Raw genomic sequence first — 22,314 nt, 5'->3', positions numbered from 1 at the left:
TGGGTGACACCGTGGAGGCCGGGGATGCGGTCGCGGTGATCGAGGCGATGAAGATGGAAGCGTCGATCACCGCCCCGATCGCCGGGACCATCGCCCGGGTGGTGATGAGCCAACCGACGAAGGTGGAAGGCGGCGACCTCCTCGTCGTCGTGGAGTAAGTCGTGGAGTAACTAGACTTGATGCAATAAAAAATCTGCTAGGCAAGAGCGGCCACCCGATCTAGCATATATGCTATATATCCGAAAAACATTCCCCTAGTAACAGCGAAAGTACTACCACGTAAACATCGTACCATGGCCACAAACAGAAGAATAACAGAAACCGCCCTATTGCGCACCCAACTCGCTCTAATAGCAATCCGCAGGCGCCTGCCCGAAAGCAGCGAACTAAGAAAATCACTATCGCTCGAAATTGCACAAATAACGCAAGCTCGTCTAGATATGAATGCGACACCCAATAAGATATCATATCATTTTCTGGACTACGCACTACGACGATGGGAAGGAATAAAGGAAAACCACCCCAGAATCACTCAAGAGGAAAGCCTCACCGCCTATCTAGATCGCCAATACCCCGCGATAGCAGACAGGAGAGAAATTGACCATCCTAATCCCCACCTGCAACTATTTCAGAAGACACAAGAAATAGTGCACTGCCGAATAAGAACGCTAAATCTATCAATTCGCGTCACGTCTGGGCCATTGCAACTGTTGATAATAGAAAATCTACGTCAGTCAAGGCTCGATCAACAAACAATCCACCTAATGCACCCGGCAGAACTAAAATCCTGCTTTGATCGCCATCAGGAATATCAGAAACAATGGAAAATAAACGGAGCAGAATCATTAATTAATAACGCGTGTAGCAATAAGCAAAACAATAACTAGGTAAATCGTTTCTACTCTGCGCCAAAGCTGCAGGCGCCCCTCCATATCAAGACTTCTGAAACAGGTGATCGAACCAACTAACTAGTGATAATCAAACGTAGAGACCGGCAAATAAATTCCTACCCCTATCGACAATCATTATACAAATCCATCATTCCTATCAGCACAAAATGTAAAAGAAAGTTTCGTGACACTTAGCACAAACGACCAAAACGACAACCGTAAAGTATGGTGATACGCTGCAAGTATGGTAGTATCTTTCATTATGACACGATCGACGGAATCCACCTCCTCTCCCAATGCGGGAAAAGACGTTATTGAATACTTCAATTCATTGATCAGCTCGGGCACACTGGGACCCGGAAACAAGCTACCTCCAGAAAGAACGGTAGCAGAGGATTTGGGTTGCACCAGGAATGAAGTTCGAAAAGCTATGGCTCACCTTGAATCAAAGGGGATAGTTACACGTCATGTTGGCAGGGGGACTTACCTTGCCGCCGATCCACAAAAGCCCTCACCTTCAAAGAAGGCGAGCCCTGCAGAACTAATGAGCGCGCGTATCCTTCTAGAACCAGAGATAGTAGGTTTAGTCACGGTCACCGCTAACGAAGAAGATTTCCAGGAGATGCTGCGATGCCTAGAGGAAGGAGAAAAAAGTGATACGTACGATGAATTTGAACAATGGGACATTCGACTTCATCGATCATTTGCGAACGCAACTCATAACGCAGTATTAATGGCCACAATGGAGCTGTTACATGACTCCCGGAACGACCCTGTTTGGGGGGCGCTTAAGAAGAATAGCTTCACCCACGAATCGCGGGACACGTACCGTCGTGAGCATCGTGCTATTGTAACTTCTTTAATAGAGCGGGACCGCGAAAAGGCCTGCATTTCAATGTCTCGTCACCTGAGCTCGATAAAGAAATATCTCAGGGCTTGACATTGAACTAGGTTCTTAACTTAACCGCCCACGGTTTATGCCGATGTTTTGTGAATTATTCCTCTAACTACAACCTATATTCGCGAGAATTCGATATACTTTCGTTAGCAGATCATTGTTTTATTTTTCAGCCTTTTCCCATCAGGTATAATATTTGATAGTAGGACATGATACTTCGTCCGTATTGCGCTTGGTTTTTGACCTCGTCCCGAGACGGAGGAGTACGCAGTACGTCACCATTCCTAGACAGTTCAGCCAGCTTGCTCGCGCAAAACATCCATAAGATGAGCCCGGGCGGCGGCGAAAGCGTTCGCGCCATCACCATGTGAAATAGCCTTGAGAATTTCTGCATGTTCGTCCACGAATGATATCATCGGACGGGGCGAGGTCGCCTCTCGAATTGTGTGTTCAGTATCGTTCGCAAGAGAGCTATAGAGCTGAGCGAGCACCGGATTGTGCGCAGCGAGGACAATACCCCGATGGAATTGAGCCGATAGGGGAGCCAATGCGTCAATGTCGTGTCTGTTCGTGGCGATCCGTGAACGTTCGAGTACCGCGGCAAGTTCATCGATCTCCGCAGACGTGGCGTTCGCTGCGGCAAGTTCGGCTGCCTGAGCTTCAATCGCTAGCCGTGCCTCCAGTAGGTGCCGCAACTCTTCACCGCTGAGAAATCGAGCCAGCACTGCATCAAGCTCATGGGAGGCGCGCACGAATGTACCACTCCCCTGTATCGTTTCCAACATTCCGACGTGAACAAGCGCCTGTACAGCTTGTCGTAGTGTTCCCCTGCTAACCTCATACTCGTCAACCAGTTCCGCTTCTAGCGGTAGTTTCGATCCCACTGGCCACCGGCCGCCGGCGATAGAGTGTTGTAGGTTTTCAATGACTTGCTGCACCAGTGCAGAACGGCGCGGAGGCCCCGGTGGGGTCTGCGATTTGCTCTCCATGTTATCTCCCAGAATTCTTCGTTTGACAATTTCTATACGTATGCTCTTTATTGTAGCATCGCAGATAGGGATGTTCTTAGTCTCTATACAATGCAGGGATGCCCGGTGCGAACTGTTTGAAACTTTCATGGATGGGGCTTAGCCGGGGGCCATACCTCAATGTTCCTAGATGGATTACTCATGTATGTTTACGGTCCGATCATCGCCACTCTCTACTGCCGATTCGACATCAATGCTGCCACTATCGGAGCTGCGTTAGGAAGCCATCCTTCGGTGCGGTAATTGGCGTTCTTCTCGATCAACCGATCCTACGTATACGGGGAAACCGGTGGACGGTTATGCTTGCGCATGCTCCTCATCGGCGCCGGTAGCCTCGTCATAGCGAGCGCCCCTCCCTGGTCTGTGCTTCTCGCGGGCACCACTATTGCCGACCTCGGATTCGGAATCTTGGACTCCATATTCACGCAGCTAATCCTATTCAGGTCGGGACGACGGGGCCCAGCAGGGTGAACATTTCCCACGCCTGGTTCGGAATTGGCTCCCTACCTGGCCCAGGGTTGATCTATATGGTAGGACCAGAGCATTTCCCGTGGATATTCTCCGGATCTGTCTTTGTTTCAGCCTCCCATTGGTTAGCGCGAGGAGAATCGATCTCTGCCCAACGCCGACCGAAATAACAACGGCCCCGCATCAGACGTTGATACACCGTCACCGCACAGACCTTCTTTATTCAGCATCGTCATTATGGCTTCCTTCGGTATTTTCGTGACACGCTTTGCCGTTCAGCCTGGGATTGGAAAATGGTCGCCGTCGGTAATGCAAGAGCAGGTCAGTCTCGAAGCGCAGACTGCAAGACTGTTCTTCACCCGCTACGGTTCTCGGCCGATTTATCGCTGCGTCCTGGAGTCACCGGATCGCTGCAGGAGCGTTAGTCACAGTCAACTCTTTGGGACTCTCGGTCGCCATTTCCGTGACACTGCTTCCTCAGTCAGCGCCATGGGCTTTCATAGCCGCCGGGCTACTTATGGACCCAGTTTTCCCCACCGGGATGGCACGGCTGAGTAATAGCGGTTACGGACGTGGCATCAGCTTCGCCTATGTTATCGCCGGATCTATGCTTGGCATGGCTTTCGCGCCCAGCCTCGTCGGCTGAACTATAGAGAAACAAGGCGTAGCATTGGCTCCAATGGTGCTACTATTCATTGCCGCTCTTGTACCGTCATGCTGCATAGTACTCACTGTACTGATCCCTTTTCCACAAGAACGTAGCCCTCCTAGCACTAGAACGTGCTTCTATCACATTAAGGCCGGCTAACTTTAATCCTTATTATCGAATCGATGGCAAGTATCCGACTGGAGGCTAATCTACTATGTCACGCTTGCCTCAAGTTTCGACCAGTATTTTATGTTGAATATTTAAACGGGTCAGTGGCTTACCTATTCCTGGGTGTTTCCCATCTAAAATAACACCTGAATGGATACCGGACCCCATAACTCCACCCATTCGGATTAACTCCCATGAGCAATCGTCGAACATTTTCTTCTGCAACAGTACACTAAAGAGTAAGCATACCATCTCCATGGGCGCCATTCGTTAGCGCTGCACACACTGCAACGCCAGCGGCATCAGAACAACCAAGGCCACTGCGATCCGCGCTGCCGAATTCCTAACGCCCGTCGACTGTGCCACCAACACGAAATCATTGACCCGACCCGCCTTCGACACCGAAACCGACAACTCCGCCCTCCGGTGCCGTTTCACCTGGTGCTGGTACATCCAGGTAACCCACACCCCCGACCCGTACCGGGTCCACGACCTGATCTTCATCGACAGCGCCGACCTCGCCGGCGGCTGCCTGTTTATCGCCGTCTACACCAACCACGTCATCGACTGGGACTGGTGCCGAAGTGAAACCACCACCGCCTACACCGACCTGTTGACCGGCATCACCGCCCAACTGCTGGTCACCACCGACGGCGGCCAAGGAGCCCACTCCGCCATCAACACCTGCTGGCCCACCGCGAAAGCCCAACGCGTTGTGCGCCGCCACACCACCAGCAGACCTCGCACCCCCGCCTGAAGCTCCCTGCCTTCTGGCGCTGAAACTCACCGGCAGCGCTGATCTGGACTCCGCCGGCTGGGTCGCCAGCCTGAGGATCACCAACCCTTCGAAATCCCAGGTGTGAAGACATGGCCAAGGAGCTGGACTCCACGGTCGAAGACTTCCGCTACCGCCCGCTCGACGGCGGGCCATACCTGTATGTGTTCTGCGACGCACCGACCATGAAAGTCCGTGAAGGTGGACGAGTGGTCAAGACCTCCGTGCTGCTGGCCTGCGGAGTTAACAATTAGGGCTACCAGGAATTACTGGGCATGCGGGTCGCCACATCCTAGTCGGTGGCATCGTGGACCGGCTTCTTCCGAGATCTCAAGGCCTGTGGGCTGGACAAGGTCTTCCTGGTCACCAGCGACGCTCACCTGGGGATCCAGCACGCCATCGGCGAGATTTTTCCGAACACATCTTGGCAACGGTGCCGCACGCATTTCGCAAAGAACCTGTCGTCCATGGCGCCGAAAACGCAGTGGCCGACTCTGGCGGCAATGTTCCAGACAATCTTCCAACAACCGGATGCCGCGGCGGTGTGAGCCCAGGCCCACGAGGTCGTTGAGTTCTGCCACCCGAAGTTCCCGCACGTCGCCGACTACCTGGAAGAGGCACTTGATGAGCTGCTCGCGTTTACCAACGAGCCGAAAGCAGTGTGGACGAAAGTGTGGGGCATCCTGCCCCGGGTGGGGCGTAGTCTCAGGCCCGTTTCGAGAGCACTAACGAAGATCAAGAACCTTAGTCCCCGTCAGCGCAGGGGGTTGAGAATCAGGTAGCTATCGACACGGGTTAGCGCGTTGCTATCGGGGTCAGAGGGTAGGTGGTGGCCAAGGTTCTGCGACCGGACCTCGGAGATCCACTGGTCATGCTGGTATTCATGATTGATGATCGCGGTTAGCATGTGCCCGGCGATAATGGTGAGTTGGTCGGGTGCCCCGACTCGTCCGGTAGCGATTGCGCCGACGCGGTCGTGAACACGCTCGGATACGGTTGAACGGAAGGCGTGTAGACGATCGATCGTCGGCAGCGTGCCGCGGAACTGTTCAGGGTTGGCAGAGTCCATGATGCCGTCGAGTTCAGGGTCAGGACTGGGCTCGGCGGCGGTGAGGTTTCGGACCATGAAGTGGGCGACATGTGCCTGATGGCCGAGATGCCATCCGATCGCGGAGGAGTTCTGGTGTGGTCGCCACATGACTTCGTCGGGGGTGAGATCTTCCCAGAGCTCTGCGGTGTAGGCCAGGGCCCGGTCGTATTCGGTGAGCAGTTCGGGTAGGGGCTTGAAGTAGTCCTGCATATCGCGTTTCTCCTGTGTGTGGCGTCAGCTAGAGGGATATTCGATGGCCAGATGGGCTGGTGTGCGGATCGTCTGGGCAGCACGTAGCCCAGAGAGGACCGCGCCTTCGAGGTGGCCGGCGTAGGCGGAGGACGTCTCGGTAGAGGCCCACCGAATCCTGTCGTGCACAGCCCGGTTGTAGGCGACGTGACCGAAGCTGCTGGTGTCGGCTGCGACCGTGTTTCTAGGCTGTGTGTAGTGCTCGGCGCTCCAGTCGGCTGTGTGGATCTCTCGTGGATGCGCGGCGTCAGGGCCGAAGAGTCTTTCGAGCTGCTCTCGGAAGGCAGCTGAGAGACTGGGTTCGTCGTGGGCTCCAAAAGCTGTCGCGGGTGCGAAGGCGAAGATCGCCGCGGGAGTTCCGTGGGGGCCACTGTGGTCGTGGAACTCTCGGAAAGGCCCGGCGTGGCTGATCGCGGATCCAGAAAGCCCGCCCTCACGCCAGAAGGGACGGTCGTATACAGCGACGGCCTTGGCGACCCCGCCCATCCACACCGCAGTGCTCTCTGCGAGCCGTCGGATATCCTCTGGCAACTGTGGGGAGAATATGATCTGCTCGGCGGCCAATGCAGGCGGAATTGCGAGGATGATGTGCTCAGCCCGGTAGTCGCCGAGGGCGGTGCTTACGAGCGCGTCCTGATCGTCGACGGTGATCGATGCCACTGGCTCGCCTAGGTGGAGTGCCTTTTCCGGGAGTACTCGGGCGATGTCGGTTAACAATCCCTGTGCTCCGGTGGTAAAGCGGGAGGCCGGGGCATCGACAGGGTTACCGGCCAGGCGTTGAACCTGCAGTCCCTCATACATTGCATCCCCGTCCAGGTACTGCGGGAACGTCGGGAGGTTGAGTTGCTCCACCAGTGTTCGGATACGGGGCTCGTTGTCCCAAAACCATGTGGCCCCGAGATCGATCCTTCCGTCCTCGACATCGATCGAGTGAGCACGCCCGCCGATGCGGTCGCGGGCCTCGAGAACGATGACCCGGAGCCCGGTACGAATGAGGGCGGTGGCAGCGGTGAGACCAGCAGCCCCTGCCCCGATGACGATCACGTCGGTGTGACGACATTTCCGTTCGGCGGTCATGCCTGTGTCCCCAGGCTCGGAGCGCGTGCGATGACCAGGACTGCCAGCGGACAGAGGGCGACAATCGCGAGGATGGACAGGAGCGGGAAAGAGGTCGCGGCGAGCAGAGGCCCTGCAGCGAAGGCGGCGGTCGCGCCGCAGAGGTTCGACAGTGCGTCCACCCCACCCTGAGAGGCTGCGCGGGCATCGGCAGAGACGACGGAGCTGAACAACGCTGAACCGGCGACGTTGACGAAGGACCAGCCCAGGCCCAGCAAAACCAGTGAGGTGATAATCCAACCGGTGGCGTCAGAGCGAACTGCTCCGAGGAGGAGGGAGGCAAGGAAGATCAACAGTCCGATCAGGATGGTGGCACGATGACCGAGGCGATCGACGAACTGGCCGACTAAGGGAGCGAAGGCGTACATGCCGATAATATGGAGGCTGATGGTCAGCCCGACGATTTCGACTGATCCTCCCTGGTGGGTGATGTGGACCGGGGTCATTGTCATGATCGTGACCATGACGATCTGCGCAGATACGATGGCCAAGACCGCATACCGGGCACCGGCGTTGGCACGGAGCTCGAAGACCATCCGGGCAAACGTGCCACGTCGTCGTGTACCTGCGGGCGGGGCGGCAGCCTGGTGCTGGGCTGTGAGGAGAGGATCCGGACGCAGCAGTACGAAGGAAACGGCTCCAGCGATCGCCATGCAGACGGCAGCGATGAGGAAGGCACTGGCGTAGAGATCAAGACTGGTCGCGGCGGTGATGAGCCGGCCGGGTACGGCGAGATTGGGCCCCAGCACCGATCCGATAGTGCAGACCCAGACGATGAGAGCGAGTGATCGGCCGTGATGGCGGGGCTCGGCGAGGTCGGTGGCGGCGAAGCGAGCCTGGAGGCTGACCGCTAGTCCAGCCCCCATGAGGAACAGGCCGATGAACAAGGGAACCGCCAGGCTGCGCTGCGTGGCCAGGACGAGCATTGCGCTGCCGACTGCGGCGGTCCACCAACCGGTGGAGAGGGCGAAGCGGCGACCGTGCCGGGCGGCGAGTGCTCCGAGCGGGACGCCCATGAGGGCAGCACCGAGGGTGCTGGCGGTGCGGGCGAGTCCCGCCCAGGCTTCATTCTGGGTGATGTCGCCGGCGACGAGGATACCGATGGAGGGAGCCACACCGACGCCGACAGTGCCGATGATCTGCATAACGACAAGGACAGCCAGGGTTCGCCGTTGGATGCGGTCGCGTCGTGTGGTGGTCATGAGGTTTCTTCCGGGTTGGTGTGGTCGGTCACGAGAACGATCCGGAATCTGGCTCTGCTGTCACGGAGCATCTCGACAGCGGTCTGCGCCTCAGTGATCGGATAGGTCTGAGTGATCGTCCGGATGTCGTGGCGGGCGGCGAAGGCCATCGCTTGCTCTGTATCAGCGGGGCTGCCGGTGAGCCACCCGGTCACGGTCTGGGCATGCATGACCATAGGTGCGACAGGCAGCGTGAGCGAGCCCGCGTCGACACCGATCAAGATGAGCTTCCCGTGCGGTCGCAGGCCTGTGAGAAGCTCCGCGACAGGATCGGTTGATGAGGCCGTACTGATGATCGCCTCGACGCCACCGAGGCTTCGGAGAGTCTCTCCCGGAGGTGTGGCCACACTGTCGATGTATAGCGAAAGCTCCCAATTCACGTGCAGAATCCTCCCGCGAGCGACCGCGCGCGATAGCGATCACCTCGTAGCCCAGAGCCGCGGCGAACTGGACCGCAAGGTAAGGTGGCCCAGGCCGCCGATGCCGAACACAGCAATCCGTCCGCCGGCAGTGATGTCGGCATCGCAAACTGCATTGAAGGCCGTAACCCCGGCACAGCCCATCGGCGCAGCATCGATGAAGTCGAGACCGTCGGGTATGCGGGCGAGTGCACTAACCGGGGCGAGGAATCTACTGGCCCAGCCTCCGGGGTAGCTGATCCCCGGGATTTTACGCTCAGGGCAGAGAACGACGTCGCCGGTCCGACAGGCGCCGCAGTGCCCGCAGCTGCCACCGAACCAGCCAACAGCAACACGATCTCCGACCTTCCAGCCTTCAATGCCTGGCCCAATCTCGGAAACCACTCCGGCGACTTCATGGCCGGGAGTGACCGCGATCTGGGCCACTCGATCTGCATCTACTGTGCTGAGGTCGGCATGACATAGTCCGCTGGCGACGACGGTGACTGTCACCCATTCGGCCGGGGGTGACTCCACCTGTATCTGGACAGCAACAAGCTGGCCCCCGGGTTTGTGGACCCTCATCATCGTCGCCCTGGACGCCACTGATTCCTCCTCTTGCACGAATTGTCTACCTACTGCACGCTACGGCCGCGGCCGCGGCTCCGGTAGACAAGGAGTACGAATCCAGCGATAACATGTGTGTATGGCAGAACGAATGAGTACTGAAGGAATGCGCTACGTGCGGGCAGTCGCAGAGACGGGGTCCTTCAGCGCAGCGGCGAAGTCGTACGGAGTCACGCAGCCAGCATTGTCCAACGGCATAGCCAAACTCGAAGCAACCCTGGGCGAGAAGCTTTTCGACCGCTCACCCCGCGGCGTCACACCGACCGCGTTTGGTGAAACGATGCTGCCACGAATCGAGCGGGCTCTGGCAGCGATCGACGATGTGCATGCTGAGGCTAACCGCTGGAATGCGCCGGTGCCCGATGCGATCCGGGTCGGTGTGTCCCCACTCATCGACCCCAAGCTCGTTGCCAGCGCTTACCGTGCTGTCTGCGACCAACCTGGTGACAACAGCAGTTACCAGTTGGTGCTGCGTGAAGCGAATATGAGCGAGCTGCGCGAATCCCTCGTCAGCGGTGACCTCGATCTCATCGTTGTCCCCTCTGTCGAGCCGATGCCGCGCTATGCCCACCGGGTCATTGATTCCGAACCTTTAGTCCTGGTCGACTCCCGACCTGAGGACGGCCCCGTCAAGCTGGATGCTCTCGCCGGTCGGCAGCTGATCCTGCTTCCGGATACCTGCGGTCTGACCACATTCACCCGCAGCCTAATCGCCGATAACCACCTCCCGGTCAATGCATATCCTGGGGAGGCAGGTAGCTACCGCGTCCTCGAAGAGTGGTCCCATCTTGGACTGGGGTCAGCTATGCTGCCGAAGTCCAAGCTCGCCTCCCCTGACGCGCCGCATCGTGAGGTTCTCGACACCGAGGGAGGCATCCTGGAGATCTTCTACGAGACTATCTGGAACCCCACGTCCCCGATCGCCGACGACCTCGAGGATCTCGCCAACCGACTCGTGCAGCCGAAGGCTTGAGCGACTCTCTACGCTCTCGGGCATACACGACCGCTATGGCGTCATTCGCCTCAATCGCCTACCGAAGCACGTTGCCCTGCTCCTAGCGTGGAACATATGCGGCCGACGATCCGGTCGCGCTCGACCACCACGAAACGGAGCATCACCATGGCCTATCTGCAGATCACCTTAACCGTCGACGTGGACGACCGTCCTGCCGCCGCTGGTGTCTACACCCAGTATAAGCAGCCTTTCCTCGATACTGTGCCCGGTGCGACCAGCAAGGAACTCCTCCTGCGTGACGAGGACGTCCAGGTCTTGCATGGCTTTGACACCGTCGAGAACGCGAAGGCCTATCTTTCGACCGACTTGTTTACACAGGACGTCGTCGGAGGACTGTCCCCGTTGCTGAAGACCGACCCTGAAGTCCGTATCTACGAGATCGCCTGAATCCAGGCCAGAAAAACCAAGGAGAGCATCATGACTTTTGAAGGACGCAAGCTGATCGTCGTCGGCGGTACTAGCGGTATGGGCCGCGCCATCGCCGAGAAGGTTGCTTCTGACGGCGGCGACGTCGTCATCATCGGCCGGAATCAGACTAAACTCGATGAGGCTCGTGAGAGCCTGGCGCAGCACGGCCATGCCGTGAGCGCCCTGGCCGCGGATCTCGCCGACCCCGATGCTGTGGCACGACTGCGGGATCAACTGGCCGCTGATCACGCCGATGCGACGTTGCTTGTCAACGCTGCCGGCGTATTCGTGCCCAAGCCGTTCCTGGACTACGAGGCGGCTGACTACGATTCCTACCTTGACATCAACCGCGCGACGTTCTTTATCACTCAGACCGTCGCTGCGAACATGGTCGAACGGGGTGAGGGCGGCGCGATCGTCAACCTTGGTTCCATGTGGGCTCATCAAGCCATCGCCGCAACACCCTCCTCTGCGTACTCGATGGCCAAGGCCGGGTTGCACTCCCTGACCCAGCACCTGGGAATGGAGCTCGCCCCGCACAAGATCCGCGTCAACGCCATCGCCCCGGCGGTCGTACGGACCCCTATTTATGAAGGCTTCATCCCCAAAGATGAGGTCGATGACGCCGTCAGCAGTTTCGACTCCATGCACCCCATCGGCCGAGTCGGGACTCCAGAAGAGATCGCCGAAATCGCTGCCTTCCTCCTCTCAGAGGCCACCGGTTGGGTCACCGGCGCCATCTGGGACGCTGACGGCGGAGTGATGGCCGGACGCAATTAAATCCCCCGCAAGTTCCACTTCGGATCAGAGCTACCTGCTACCAGTTCGATCGGGGTTCAGAAGGAACCGTCCCGAAAGGATACCTCTACATCGTGCCGAGACGACCGAGCGCTAGGCACGTCGCTGGCATGCCACAGTAGGTCAGTGAAGTCAGCGGTCCTGCGGGTGTTGATGACAAAGTCAAAGGCGATCACGCGCTCAAAGTTCAGATCTTGGCGGGTGAAGATGTCTTTCACACAGACGGCAGCCCAGTAGCCGTTGGTATTGTTCAGCACAATCGCGTCCCCTGGGCCAGCGTCGACAGTACGACTGCTGGTGTCGAACTGAGAGAATTCTGAGAGTAGATCCCGTCGCCCAGCCCAGTCGTTGATATTCGCGATCCGTGCCACATTGTGCGGATCGCGATACCCATATACCGACGTCGTACCCTGCGTTGTCACTTTCAGCGTGAACTGACACTCCCCCGACCCCAACCGGTACTCGCCACTGTTCTGCGAGTACACGAACTCAACTTCCCCGGACATCCCCGGATTCTGCCAGCGTTCAGGAGAGTTCCTGATCTGCTGGCGAGCCTTGATCTCCGTTCTGCCGGAAAACGGGTTGGCACCCAGGGCGGGCGCAGCCTCCACCGGGGCATCGTGGATCTGGCGAAGCAGTTTCTCGTAACTGTTCTCGTATGCTGCATTGTCCCTGAAATCGACCCAGAGACGACCGCGCAAGAACTGTGGTAGCTTCTCTTCCTGATTATTACGAAGCAACGGAAGTACCCTGTCAGACTCCAGGTCCTCGTACATGCCGGCAGAGAGCATCTGCGCCTCATATCCGGTTCCGCCGACACGGCCATCTGCCTTTTCCGTATAGCCCTCTGAGATGACGGCCACAACCTTGAAGTCCTCATCACCAGCCTGCTCCATGAACCTGGTGAGATTACCCCCGATCGCAAGATTCCAGCGATCGAACACCACGTTGACTCCGTTGCCGACCAGTCGTCGCGCCAGCTGGGACACCCAGTCCCGGTGCGCATCGCTGTCGTGGGAGTAGGACATGAACACTTTCGGCGGCTCTGCCGCATCTCCTCGCGTTGTCACTCCAGACAGCTTAACGAGCCCCCCGGACATTGACAGCGTACCGCGAGCCAGCCAACCGCATCGGTGAGCCCGGTTGCCCGCCAGACAGGGCCCTGCCCTGAAAGCTCGCGCCTCAGCGCCGGACCCTGTCTGTAGTGGAGTAGGGAGCGGTATTCGCGACACAAGCGACACCCCACTGGCCCGAGTTCTGGGACCGTCCATCGGATTCTGATCCCAGTGCCACCATTCCAGGTCCCTCTACGAACGCAGGCAGACCCCACTCCTCCCGGTTGACGTCATAGCCGGGGTGCACCCTATGGGTTACAAGGTGTCTCTGAACAGGGCACGGAGGGGCGAGACTGCCGTAAAATCGGATGGACACCGAGGGAAAGGATGAATTGTGATCAAGAACGATTCCTTCCAGACACCGCGACGAGCGAACAACTCTGGTCTGCCGCAGTTCACGGATCCGGAGGTTTGACGGCTCGTCCACCTGTCCCTGAATGAAGCCCAGCAGGTGATCTACCGGAAGTTCCCCGACATCGAAGAAGCCGACCAGCTGGAACGCGAAGAACGCCAGGGGAAGGATTCCTAACCCGACGGGCCTCACCGGTGTGCCACCGCCGCCGACACCAGGTCACCAGGTGCCAGGCACTCAGGCCGCTCGCGCGACGTTGACCGGACCTGTAGTCACCCTCAGGCGGCCTTGACTTCGGAGACGATGGCAGCGAGGACCTCCGCATCAAAGTTCTCGACCCATTTGAGTTACAGCATCCGCACCCCGGCCGGGGCCGACAAGGCCCCCGGGGACCGGACCGGACTGAATCCAATACACCGCGATCCCCTCAGCGCGCTGCATGCCAACCTCAGCCTGAATGTCCTTACGCTCCTGTTTCGGCAGATCACCCTCAGAAACGACAATCGAAACCTGCGCCCCGTCACCGGCTAACATCGGCACAGCCTCGCCCTCGACGAAGCCGGCCCGAACGAGCGGTGAAGCACCGTTGGTGAACCCCCACGCCGAACACCCCCCGCCCAGGTCCGCTACTGGGATAACCGTCGCCCACGCCAGATGCGCCGTAGCAGAGCGCCACGACCTCATCGATACCGAAAGGTCACAGACCAGTCCGACGTGAATCTCCGGTGCACCGCTCTGATGCGCAACCCGGCAAGTCCAGGGCGTGGCCGTGATCGTCCTACCGACGGCCCCCTGGTCACCACGATGATCGAAGGCCGTCCCCTGCTCGTCGATGATGCGACGTTCATACCCGAGGAAGTCCAGGCCCTGCTCCTGCCGGTGATCGCCTGCCGAAGCTCCCTCACCGTGACCGACCGGCCGGCCGAGACCCGCATCACCGTCGCCGAAGGTTTCTGTCTGATCCTCGCGTCGAAGCCGGGAACGTCGAGGGCATCTTGTGCGGACATCTCCCACCTGCACCGCGGCTCGTGCACCGAGGAATTACGGCCCGCATCTCGATAACGATCACTGTGCCGATCGACCTGCAGATCGCCCGGGACATGGGCGGTGACCCGCAGCTGGTGCCTATCGTGAGGAAGCTGATGCAGCGCCAGCCCAGTGACCCGAACGCCACGTTGGAGCACTGGATTCCGTCACTGCGTACCCTCCTCGACTGCACGCAGTTGAGTCGGCCATTCGGTATCCAGATCGCCGCGGTGGCCACGCGTACCGAATACCCCAGTGACGATCCGACCCTGCAAGGAGGCGCTGAACTCCCTGTTCCGCAGTGAGTTCGGCGAGAGCATCCCCACGGAACTCATCCCCGCGGTGTAGACACCTCAGGGGCAGAACCGGCCACCGGTCGATGGACTGACATCGCTTCCTGCTATTGGAACCCTCTCGCCCACGATGTGTGGTCCCGGCCCTCGTCCACGACCACCAGGCAAGAAGCCCGGACACGACATAGTGAAAGTCGCGGCCACCGTCCTCGTAGCAGGGGTTCCGGTGGTCCGCGACTTCACTGAGATCGTGGCCGCAGTGCGTGGCTGGTTCGCTAGGGCGTGTCTCTTAAAGGTGCGAGCCAGGCAACCACCGCGGATAACACCGCCGCAGCCCGGTACACCACAGCCAACTTGTTGTACCGGGTCGCCAGCCCGCGCCACTGCTTGACCTTGTTGAACGCGCGCTCGACAACATTGCGGCCCGTGTAGGCCTCAGCGTCGAACCCGGGTGGTCTGCCGCCGGCTGAACCTTTCTTCTTGCGGGCCCGGACCCGGTCGACTTTCTCGGGGATGACTGTCCTGATCCCCCGGGCCCGTAGATACTCCCGGGTGGCCTTGGTCGGGTAGGCCCTATCGACCAGCACCGCATCCGGAGTGGTGCGTGGCCGGCCACCACCGACCCTTGGTACCCAGATGTCGTCGATGACCTTCACGCAGAACGGCGCCATCATTGCGTTGCCCGCCGGTGACCACGATCGACAACGGCCTGCCGGCACCGTCAACGCCGACGTGAATCTTGGTTGACAAGCCTCCCCGTGACCGGCCGATCCCGTGACCTGAGGGTTCAGTCGGGCGGTAGCCCTGTTTCGTGTAATTCGCCCGTGCCCCTGTGTGCTGCTCGGGCCTCGTCGTGTTCGTCGCGTGTTGGTGGGCACGGTTGATCGTCGCCTCGACCGACACGGTCCAGTCGATGTCTCCGGCGGCATCCGCGTCAGCCAGGATCTTTGCCAGTACGGCGTCCCAGGTACCGTCTGTGGCGTAGCGCCGGTGGCGTTTCCATACTGTCTGCCAGGGGCCGAAGTAGTCGGGCAGGTCCCGCCAGGCGATACCTGCCCGGAAGCGGTGGATGATCCCTTCGACGACCCGACGGTTGTTGGAAAACGGTCGGCCCCGCCGGCCGTCGGAGGAGGGCAGGAGTTCTTCGATGCGTGACCACTTGGCGTCGGTGGACTGGTGGAGGCGCTGTTCGTCCATACATTCCAGGCTGTCACGCCCCGGAACGACTATTTAAAAGACACGCCCTAGAACAACAGGGCGAATCAGCCATACCGAGGTCAGTGGCTTTCCCCTGAGGATGCGAGGACAGAATCAACGTAACGGGACACTGACCAGGCCGTTGAGTCACACCATGAACAATCCAGGCTGCATGAAGGTGTCAGTCCATCCAGCTGCTGGCAAGCGAAAACACCGGTCTAGGGTCGTCAATTAGCCGGGGAGGTGGCTTCAGCCAGTAATGGTTCCAACTCATCGAGAGCGTACAGAATCGACGAGACGCTACCCATGGAGAACGCATCAGTCTGTTCCTCATCAAGGGCGAACGCCCGCCCTTCCCTCACTGCTGTGAGGTTCTTCCAGGCGTTGTCGCTCTCCAGGCTGCTCTTGTCTTCACCGACCGGGATACCGATAACCACATCAGAGTCGGCTCGATCCAACTGCTCGGTCGAGATGTCGACTGTGAACCGCTCGACATCCTCAGCGATTTCTGCAACCCGGGGGTCTAGTTCAAAGCCGAGTGCCGCCGGGACATCCGCTCGTGCGTCCCCGGGAAGATACACCGACCAGTTCGCCTCCGAATGGTACAGCGAAGACAGTGTCTTTCCCTTCCATTGAGGGTACTTCTCCCGCAGTTCGCGGTACCGTGACTCCACCTGGTCGATAAGGTCGGCACCTTTGTCTTGTTTTCCCAAGGCCGCGGCGATCATCTCGACCTGCTGATTCATCGGTGTTCGTGACCCTTCGCCACCCTCGGGGATGCCGACTGTCGGAGCGATCGACGACAATTTGTCGTACTGATCTTCATCGCCACTGGTCTTGACGTTGATGATCACATCCGGTTCGAGTGCGGCAATCTTCTCGTAATCCATGTCTTCGCGGTCCAGGACCTCAGGGGTTTGTGTGTACTGGTCCTGCGCCCAACTACCCACACCATTGCCACCGAGGCTGAGCCAGTCCATGTTCCCTACCGGCTGCACCCCCAACGCCAGTGCGGTGTCGGTGTCTCCCCACCCGAGAGTCACCACTCGTTGCGGCTGTTCCTCGATAGTGACATCACCGAACTTCGTCGGGATCGTGACAGGGAACTCATCTGATACCCGGCGGGAGTCGGAAAAAGTATCATCTGATATATCAGCCTCTGTCGTGTCAGAAGCTCTCGAGCAGCCAGCCAGAGTGAGTGCCCCTACAAGACAGAGAGCTAGTATACTAGCGGGGGTTTTTGCAGTATTTCCCATCAATTAATCTCCATTTACGTTTTTAAATCACTTTGGCAGGGTAAGCTATTTCGAGGAAGGTATCTACTGGACGTCGATGACGCCATGTAGATGATTTCTAGCTGCAGTGAAAGCTCGATGCCCGTCCCCTTTCCTTATTGCATGAAGAATATCTTCGTGTTCGTCAACGAAGGAGGTAAGTGGTTCATGGCCAGAGCCTTCTCGTACGGTATGCTCAGTTACTGGCTCCATTGCCTTGTATATTCCATCAAGAAGACGGTTATGGGCAGCGTGTACCATTTCTCTGTGGAACTGAGACGATAACGGAGTTAATTCAGACAGATTACCCGATTTCGCAGCGGTGCGGGATGAGGAAAGAATCTGGCCCATGCGCCAGAGATCGTCCTCCGTCGCGCGGAGTGCTGCAAGCTCGGCGGCCTGCGGTTCGATCGCCAGCCGCGCTTCGAGAAGAGAGGTTAGGTCTTCTTCCGCGAGAAAACGCTGGAAGACCGCCTCAAGTTCGCTCGTTGATCGAACGTATGTTCCACTTCCCTGGACAGTAACCAAGATTCCGACGTGAACGAGGGCCTGCACTGCCTGACGCAATGTTACCCTGCTGACGCCGTAGTCCCGCTGAAGCTCTGCCTCAAGAGGAATCCGAGCTCCTACGGGCCATGCTCCTGAGCTGACCTTCTTGCGCATGATGTCGATAACCTGTGTGACCAGCGGAGAACGCAATGTCTTGACGGTATTCTCTTCCATTGAACCTTCCTCTGAGACAGTGTATGCACACCTTAACTTGAAAAGGGATGCCTAACAACCTACGCCACAAAGGGATGCTCTACTGCCCTTTTCTTCAAGGAGGAGTTTTACGTGACGACACACCTATTCCGAGGGACTAGCCTGCTCGGTAGCTACGGCACCATGCTAGCCATCGGCTTACTCATGTCGGTCTATGGGCCGATCGTGGCTATATTCCAGGATCGTTTCGATGTGAGCTCTGGTGCTGTCGGAGCAGCTCTAGGAACCCAGTCGTTAGGGTCCATCCTAAGGGTATTGATTGCACAAAAACTGCTACGATCCCTAGACAATAGAGCGACCCTGACCAGTTCGCTGGCCTCGATTACCGTGGGCGCTATCTTGGTAGCGGTAGCACCGAGCTGGACAACCCTCCTCATAGGAACTGCCGTCATTGGACTTGGGTTTGGTGGTGTGGACTCTACGGTGACACAGATGATCCTGGTGGGATCTGGGTCCAGGGACCCAGAGCGGGCTAATATTGCCCATGCGTGGTTCGGTATTGGGACAGTCGCTGGTCCAGGCCTCGTTTTTTTGGTGGGGGGAACTATACCTGGATTTTCATCGGTACGGCAGTCGTCAGCGCGCTTTCGATCGTGAGCCTAAAGGATCTAGAAGCCAGGCCAACACCAGCCGAAGTAACTATAGGAGGAGCCGGTAGTAACACATCTCGTCCAGCGCTTTTCGGAGTCGTGGTTACCGGTTTCTTCATGCTATACTTGATACACTTTGCAGTGCAGTCAGGAATTGGAAACTGGGGCCCAACAGTTCTCCACACAGAGTCAAAAATGGACGAGCCTAAAGCTACCCTGGTCATTTCGGGGTACTGGCTAATGATGGTAATAGGTCGTTTTCTTGCCGTTTGGCTTACCCGTCGGTTTACCACAGGTCAGATAGTCACTTTATGGGCTCTTCGCGATTCACAGTGCGTTGATCCGGTCGCGGAGCTGCCCGGAGTGGATCAACGACCGCAAGATATAGTGGTCGAGGTTTCTGAATCCCAGTGCGATGCCACGCAGATGCTCCAGCCGTCCGTTGATGGCCTCGACCGGGCCGTTCGACGCTCCCACATCGAAGTACGCCAGGATGTCGTGCCATCGGCGCCACAGGGTCCTGCCGAGCTGTGCCAGCTCCTCCAGCCCCTTCGGTAGACCCTTACGCAGAGTGTCGATCACCCTGGACATCAGCTTCTTTCCCCTCGCCTTGTCCGGCTGTCCGTACGCACCGATCAGGTCCTGGTAGAACGCCCAAGTGACCTGCAGTGCGACGTAGTCATCGTCAGTGTCCCACAGCAGGTCCAGGCGTTGTTTCTGCCGGTCGGTGAGATAGTTCGTCCTGGTCAGCAAGGCTCGATGGTGCTTGTACAACGGGTCATCCTTCTTCCCGCGCCGCCCGGTCGTCTCTCGTTGCAGGCGTTGACGGCACCCCGTGAGCTTCTCGGCGCCCAGGTGCACGACATGGAACGGATCCATCACCTTCCTCGCCGCAGGAAGTGTCTGGTCCACGGCGGTGGCGTAGCCGGCGAAGCCGTGCCACTCGTGACGACCTCCAGATGCTCACGGAAACCAGGGTCACGGTCGTCGAGCCAGGTGCGTAGAACCTCGGCGCTACGCCCTGGGCGCATGTCGATCAGCCGCGCTGGCCCGTGCCCGTCGACCAGCGGTGTGAGATCCACCAGCACCGTGACCATCGAGCAGGGCTCGCCGGGACGGCAGGTGTGTTTCCACACGTGTTCGTCTACTCCCAGTATCCGCACGTCATCGAGGTGTTTCCCGGAGTCGTAGACAAGGTTGCGGCACGCCTGAACCGCAATCTTGTTGACCAGCTGCCACCCGAGTCCCAGGGCTTTCGCGGTGGCAGACACGCCCATCCGGTCGATCGCGAGTCGTTGAAGGATCCAGCGGGTCACCCGGTGGGTCAGTGTCGCCCCGTTATCAGCGCACGCCAGTGAAGCCTGGAAGATCTTCCGGCCGCAGGCATCGTTGGCGCAGGTGAACCGCGGGACACGGACGTGCAGACGGATCGGGAAGCCGACGACCGGCAGGTCTACAAGCTGCCGGGTGACGTGGTCTCGTCGGGTGCCCGATTGGCTACAGCAAGGGCACTGGTCATCGACGGATACCGGGGCGGCGTTGATGACGGTGAACGGGCCGGTATCAGCGGCATCTGTGATGGTCAATCCGATTTCAGCGGTGCGGCATATGGTGTCGGCGACGAGGTTGCCAGTAGTGTGCACTTCTAGGGTCCTGGTTCGGCTCGGATGATGGCTTCGCAACTCTCATCTTGTACCGGCCAGGGCCTCTACATGTTGTGACACACCGCAGCAGCCGGAACGTCAGCTATGCACTACGTATCGCGAAGAGCCACTTTATGCTCACTCGGGCTACTTCTTTCATTCTCCACTACTACGCTACCCGGATCAGCTCACTGGGCCTATCTTGTCGCCGGTCTTTTCCGGCTCTTCTCGATTTAGAGTGCGTTGATCCGGTCTTGCAGCTGTCCGGAGTGGATCAATGACCGCAAGATGTAGTGGTCCATATTTCTGAATCCCAAAGCGATGCCACGCAAGTGCTCCAGCCGTCCGTTGACCGCCTCGACCGGCCCGTTGGACCCACCAATGTCGAAATACGCCAGAATGTCATCGCGACGGCGCCACGGTGTCCGACCGAACTGCGCAAGCTCCTCCAACCCCGCCTGCAGGCTTTTGCGCAGTATGTTGATCAGTCGTTTCATCAACTTTTTGCGCTCGGACCTGGATGGATGCTAGTACGCGGCGATGACGTCCTGATACAACCCCCAGGTCACTTCCAAGGCGAAATGGTCATCGTCAGCCGCCCACAGAACCTCCAGCCGCTGCTCCTGCCGATCAGCCAGAAAGCCGGTCCTGGTCAACAGCGTTTTCCGGTGCATGTACAGGGGGTCGCCCTTGCGGCCGCGCCGCCCACAAGTCTCCCGCTGCAGGCGCTGCCGACAACCGGTGAGCTTGTCCATACCCTAGATGCACGACACCGAACGGATCCATGACCTTCCGGGCCGCCGGCAGGGCCTGATCTACAGCAGTGGCGTAGCCGGCGAAACCGTCCATGGTCACAACCTGCACCGCGTCACGGAAGTCCCGGTAACGTTCTGCCAGCCAGGTGCGCAGAACTTCAGTACTACGTCCGGGCCGCATGTCGACCAAGCAGGCCGGCCCGCGTCCATGGACCAGTGGCGTCAGGTCCACCAGCACTGTCACAAAAGACGAGAGCTCGCCGGGCCGGCGGGTGTGTTTGCCGCACGTGTTCGTCGACACCGAGGATCCGCACCCCGTCCAGATCCCCCGGATCAGCGTAGACCAGATCGCAGGCAGCCTCTACAGCGACACTGTTGACCAGCTCCCAACCCACACTCAGGGCTTTCGCCGCGGCGGGCACACTCATCGACGTCGACCGCGAGGCGTTGCAGAATCCAGCGGGTCACCCACCGGGTCAGTTTCGCCCCGTCGGCAGCACAGGCCAGTGAGGCCTGGAAGATCTGCCGGCCACAGGCCTCATTGTCACAGTTAAAGCGCGGTACCCGGACATGCAGGCGGGTCGGGAAAACAACCACCGGCAGATCCACCAGCCGGCGAGTCACATGGTCTCTTCTGGTGCCGCGGTTGCCGCAGTCTGGGCACCAGTCGTCGACGGCTACCGAGGTGGCGTATTGACGGTGATTGGGCCAGCGTCAGCGACGTCGGTGATCGCTAATCCGATCTCGGCGGTGCGGCAGATGGTGGCGGCAACGAGGTTGCCAGTAGTGTGCACAATAGGGTCCTGGTTCGGTCAGGTGAAGAGTTCTCAACTCTCATCTTGTACCGGCCAGGGCCTCTACATGTTGTGCCACACCGAGCCCCACCCTTCAGCTGTCTACGCACTCCCAACGGCGAAGAGCCACGTTACGGTTGGATACTGGTCCGATGCCACCCGACGGTTGACGTAATCAACACCCTGCAGCCAGCATCGCAGGGTCCACTTGTGACTATTGCCTCTAGAAGAAGGTAATAGTAAAATCTAGACCGCGTACTGAGCTTTCGCGACGCGTGCTTTCATTCGTGATGCCAAATTTTCAAAATAACGTCGGGTGATTTTCAACTCCCAATGTGAAAAACCACCACACAGGGGTTCCGTAACGACCGTACAGGGGTGCCGTTAACCATCAGCGATGCATCCTTGAAACTGCTCGAAGACACAAATTATAGCATACTCTTTTGCCAAAAAGATATCGAGGCTCCGGTCGAGTGGCGGGGCGCCACTCAGTAGGAACACGCAATAAACACTATAGACTAGCACCTATTCAATTAATGCCTCCTCGATGTCGATGGCCTGGGCGACACCCTGGACAACGGCGGCGACCTTAACTGCTTCGAAGACCTGCTCCTTGGTCAGGCCTTCATCGCGCACGGTCTTCTCGTGGGCGATGGTGCAGTGCTCGCAACCGTTGATGGTCGACACGGCCAGCG

Annotated in this window: 21 protein-coding genes and 3 pseudogenes; 10 read left to right on the top strand and 14 right to left on the bottom strand. The window is 58.6% G+C overall.

Going from position 1 to position 22,314, the window contains the following annotated elements; all coding sequences use genetic code 11:
* The 3 genes from BJF89_RS19975 to BJF89_RS07655 form a co-directional block, all read left to right on the top strand.
* Positions 1 to 158: biotin/lipoyl-containing protein (locus BJF89_RS19975; RefSeq protein WP_139311935.1), on the top strand; the 158-nt coding region annotated here is incomplete at its 5' end.
* Between the two features lie 135 nt (positions 159 to 293).
* Positions 294 to 887, top strand: coding sequence for a hypothetical protein (locus BJF89_RS18505; protein ID WP_139311934.1), 594 nt, complete (start codon positions 294 to 296; stop codon positions 885 to 887).
* A gap of 265 nt (positions 888 to 1,152) precedes the next feature.
* Positions 1,153 to 1,830, top strand: a complete 678-nt coding sequence (locus tag BJF89_RS07655) for a FadR/GntR family transcriptional regulator (protein ID WP_075813758.1) — start codon at positions 1,153 to 1,155, stop codon at positions 1,828 to 1,830.
* A 251-nt stretch (positions 1,831 to 2,081) separates the two neighbouring features.
* On the opposite strand, the gene BJF89_RS07650 is transcribed toward BJF89_RS07655, so the two are convergent.
* Positions 2,082 to 2,777 carry a FadR/GntR family transcriptional regulator gene (locus BJF89_RS07650; RefSeq protein WP_075813754.1) on the bottom strand — a complete coding sequence of 232 codons (696 nt, stop codon included), beginning with the start codon at positions 2,775 to 2,777 and terminating at the stop codon, positions 2,082 to 2,084.
* Between the two features lie 1,703 nt (positions 2,778 to 4,480).
* Here BJF89_RS07650 and BJF89_RS07645 point away from each other — a divergent pair.
* Both BJF89_RS07645 and BJF89_RS07640 read left to right on the top strand, forming a co-directional pair.
* Complete coding sequence (locus tag BJF89_RS07645; protein WP_075813752.1) at positions 4,481 to 4,858, top strand: hypothetical protein; 378 nt, start codon at positions 4,481 to 4,483, stop codon at positions 4,856 to 4,858.
* A gap of 61 nt (positions 4,859 to 4,919) precedes the next feature.
* A pseudogene (locus BJF89_RS07640) lies at positions 4,920 to 5,586 on the top strand (transposase); the annotation flags it as partial.
* Between the two features lie 44 nt (positions 5,587 to 5,630).
* On the opposite strand, the gene BJF89_RS07635 reads toward BJF89_RS07640, so the two are convergent.
* The 5 genes from BJF89_RS07635 to BJF89_RS19405 all read right to left on the bottom strand — a co-directional run bounded on the left by BJF89_RS07635 (position 5,631) and on the right by BJF89_RS19405 (position 9,555).
* A complete protein-coding gene (locus BJF89_RS07635; RefSeq protein WP_075813750.1) occupies positions 5,631 to 6,176 on the bottom strand; it encodes a DinB family protein in 546 nt (181 codons plus the stop codon).
* A 24-nt stretch (positions 6,177 to 6,200) separates the two neighbouring features.
* Entirely contained in the window at positions 6,201 to 7,292 is a 1,092-nt protein-coding gene (locus tag BJF89_RS07630; protein ID WP_075813748.1) for an NAD(P)/FAD-dependent oxidoreductase, read from the bottom strand.
* Positions 7,289 to 8,533 carry an MFS transporter gene (locus BJF89_RS07625; protein ID WP_075813746.1) on the bottom strand — a complete coding sequence of 415 codons (1,245 nt, stop codon included), beginning with the start codon at positions 8,531 to 8,533 and terminating at the stop codon, positions 7,289 to 7,291. Before BJF89_RS07625 ends, BJF89_RS07630 begins: the two co-directional genes overlap by 4 nt.
* Positions 8,530 to 8,919 (bottom strand): zinc-binding dehydrogenase, encoded by a 390-nt coding sequence (locus BJF89_RS19410; protein WP_255372527.1) that lies wholly within the window; start codon positions 8,917 to 8,919, stop codon positions 8,530 to 8,532. Before BJF89_RS19410 ends, BJF89_RS07625 begins: the two co-directional genes overlap by 4 nt.
* Before the next feature lie 72 nt (positions 8,920 to 8,991).
* Positions 8,992 to 9,555: an alcohol dehydrogenase catalytic domain-containing protein gene (locus BJF89_RS19405; protein ID WP_255372528.1), complete on the bottom strand. Its 564-nt coding sequence runs from the start codon at positions 9,553 to 9,555 to the stop codon at positions 8,992 to 8,994.
* Between the two features lie 121 nt (positions 9,556 to 9,676).
* Between BJF89_RS19405 and BJF89_RS07615 the strand changes: the two genes are divergently transcribed.
* From BJF89_RS07615 to BJF89_RS07605, 3 genes are all read left to right on the top strand, one after another.
* Positions 9,677 to 10,570, top strand: a complete 894-nt coding sequence (locus tag BJF89_RS07615; RefSeq protein ID WP_075813744.1) for a LysR family transcriptional regulator — start codon at positions 9,677 to 9,679, stop codon at positions 10,568 to 10,570.
* Positions 10,571 to 10,666: 96 nt separating this feature from the next.
* The gene (locus BJF89_RS07610) at positions 10,667 to 10,999 is read left to right on the top strand and encodes a hypothetical protein (RefSeq protein ID WP_255372526.1); all 333 of its coding nucleotides are present in this window, start codon (positions 10,667 to 10,669) and stop codon (positions 10,997 to 10,999) included.
* Between the two features lie 30 nt (positions 11,000 to 11,029).
* On the top strand, positions 11,030 to 11,800 hold the full coding sequence (locus tag BJF89_RS07605; RefSeq protein WP_075813742.1) for an SDR family NAD(P)-dependent oxidoreductase: 771 nt from the start codon (positions 11,030 to 11,032) through the stop codon (positions 11,798 to 11,800).
* A gap of 56 nt (positions 11,801 to 11,856) precedes the next feature.
* Here BJF89_RS07605 and BJF89_RS07600 read toward each other — a convergent pair whose 3' ends face one another.
* The gene (locus BJF89_RS07600; protein ID WP_158026048.1) at positions 11,857 to 12,888 is read right to left on the bottom strand and encodes a toll/interleukin-1 receptor domain-containing protein; all 1,032 of its coding nucleotides are present in this window, start codon (positions 12,886 to 12,888) and stop codon (positions 11,857 to 11,859) included.
* A 1,135-nt stretch (positions 12,889 to 14,023) separates the two neighbouring features.
* Between BJF89_RS07600 and BJF89_RS07590 the strand changes: the two genes are divergently transcribed.
* Together BJF89_RS07590 and BJF89_RS07585 are read left to right on the top strand one after the other, a co-directional pair.
* Positions 14,024 to 14,347, top strand: coding sequence for a hypothetical protein (locus BJF89_RS07590; protein WP_139311933.1), 324 nt, complete (start codon positions 14,024 to 14,026; stop codon positions 14,345 to 14,347).
* A gap of 8 nt (positions 14,348 to 14,355) precedes the next feature.
* A complete protein-coding gene (locus tag BJF89_RS07585) occupies positions 14,356 to 14,616 on the top strand; it encodes a hypothetical protein (RefSeq protein ID WP_075813734.1) in 261 nt (86 codons plus the stop codon).
* A 263-nt stretch (positions 14,617 to 14,879) separates the two neighbouring features.
* Here BJF89_RS07585 and BJF89_RS19970 read toward each other — a convergent pair whose 3' ends face one another.
* From BJF89_RS19970 to BJF89_RS07550, 7 genes and pseudogenes are all read right to left on the bottom strand, one after another.
* Positions 14,880 to 15,191: a transposase gene (locus tag BJF89_RS19970; protein WP_369803671.1), complete on the bottom strand. Its 312-nt coding sequence runs from the start codon at positions 15,189 to 15,191 to the stop codon at positions 14,880 to 14,882.
* Positions 15,178 to 15,801 (bottom strand): IS5 family transposase, encoded by a 624-nt coding sequence (locus tag BJF89_RS18180; RefSeq protein WP_369803670.1) that lies wholly within the window; start codon positions 15,799 to 15,801, stop codon positions 15,178 to 15,180. The genes BJF89_RS19970 and BJF89_RS18180 overlap by 14 nt, the downstream gene beginning before the upstream one ends.
* A gap of 227 nt (positions 15,802 to 16,028) precedes the next feature.
* Positions 16,029 to 17,057: an iron-siderophore ABC transporter substrate-binding protein gene (locus BJF89_RS07570; protein ID WP_075813730.1), complete on the bottom strand. Its 1,029-nt coding sequence runs from the start codon at positions 17,055 to 17,057 to the stop codon at positions 16,029 to 16,031.
* A 63-nt stretch (positions 17,058 to 17,120) separates the two neighbouring features.
* Positions 17,121 to 17,798, bottom strand: coding sequence for a FadR/GntR family transcriptional regulator (locus BJF89_RS07565; RefSeq protein WP_075813728.1), 678 nt, complete (start codon positions 17,796 to 17,798; stop codon positions 17,121 to 17,123).
* A 956-nt stretch (positions 17,799 to 18,754) separates the two neighbouring features.
* A pseudogene (locus tag BJF89_RS07560) lies at positions 18,755 to 20,070 on the bottom strand (ISL3 family transposase).
* A gap of 233 nt (positions 20,071 to 20,303) precedes the next feature.
* Positions 20,304 to 21,619: pseudogene (locus BJF89_RS07555) on the bottom strand (ISL3 family transposase).
* A 525-nt stretch (positions 21,620 to 22,144) separates the two neighbouring features.
* Positions 22,145 to 22,314, bottom strand: a 170-nt coding sequence (locus BJF89_RS07550) for a carboxymuconolactone decarboxylase family protein (protein ID WP_187344686.1), incomplete at its 5' end; no start/stop codon positions are given.

It is taken from the genome of Corynebacterium sp. CNJ-954, from assembly GCF_001942345.1.
In the GTDB taxonomy this organism is placed as follows: Bacteria; Actinomycetota; Actinomycetes; order Mycobacteriales; family Mycobacteriaceae; genus Corynebacterium.
The sequence above is the reverse complement of the archived record's forward strand: the minus strand, read 5'-3'. Positions and strand labels throughout refer to the sequence as shown.

Excerpts from the sequence above, each read along its gene's own strand:
- BJF89_RS07625 (WP_075813746.1), bottom strand. The coding sequence starts at position 8,533 with ATGACCACCACACGACGCGACCGCATCCAACGGCGAACCCTGGCTGTC.
- BJF89_RS07605 (WP_075813742.1), top strand. The coding sequence starts at position 11,030 with ATGACTTTTGAAGGACGCAAGCTGATCGTCGTCGGCGGTACTAGCGGT.
- BJF89_RS07655 (WP_075813758.1), top strand. The coding sequence starts at position 1,153 with ATGACACGATCGACGGAATCCACCTCCTCTCCCAATGCGGGAAAAGAC.
- BJF89_RS07650 (WP_075813754.1), bottom strand. The coding sequence starts at position 2,777 with ATGGAGAGCAAATCGCAGACCCCACCGGGGCCTCCGCGCCGTTCTGCA.
- BJF89_RS07635 (WP_075813750.1), bottom strand. The coding sequence starts at position 6,176 with ATGCAGGACTACTTCAAGCCCCTACCCGAACTGCTCACCGAATACGAC.
- BJF89_RS07610 (WP_255372526.1), top strand. The coding sequence starts at position 10,667 with ATGCGGCCGACGATCCGGTCGCGCTCGACCACCACGAAACGGAGCATC.
- BJF89_RS07570 (WP_075813730.1), bottom strand. The coding sequence starts at position 17,057 with ATGGGAAATACTGCAAAAACCCCCGCTAGTATACTAGCTCTCTGTCTT.
- BJF89_RS18505 (WP_139311934.1), top strand. The coding sequence starts at position 294 with ATGGCCACAAACAGAAGAATAACAGAAACCGCCCTATTGCGCACCCAA.
- BJF89_RS19405 (WP_255372528.1), bottom strand. The coding sequence starts at position 9,555 with ATGAGGGTCCACAAACCCGGGGGCCAGCTTGTTGCTGTCCAGATACAG.
- BJF89_RS07565 (WP_075813728.1), bottom strand. The coding sequence starts at position 17,798 with ATGGAAGAGAATACCGTCAAGACATTGCGTTCTCCGCTGGTCACACAG.
- BJF89_RS18180 (WP_369803670.1), bottom strand. The coding sequence starts at position 15,801 with ATGGACGAACAGCGCCTCCACCAGTCCACCGACGCCAAGTGGTCACGC.
- BJF89_RS07630 (WP_075813748.1), bottom strand. The coding sequence starts at position 7,292 with ATGACCGCCGAACGGAAATGTCGTCACACCGACGTGATCGTCATCGGG.
- BJF89_RS07590 (WP_139311933.1), top strand. The coding sequence starts at position 14,024 with ATGCGCAACCCGGCAAGTCCAGGGCGTGGCCGTGATCGTCCTACCGAC.
- BJF89_RS07615 (WP_075813744.1), top strand. The coding sequence starts at position 9,677 with ATGGCAGAACGAATGAGTACTGAAGGAATGCGCTACGTGCGGGCAGTC.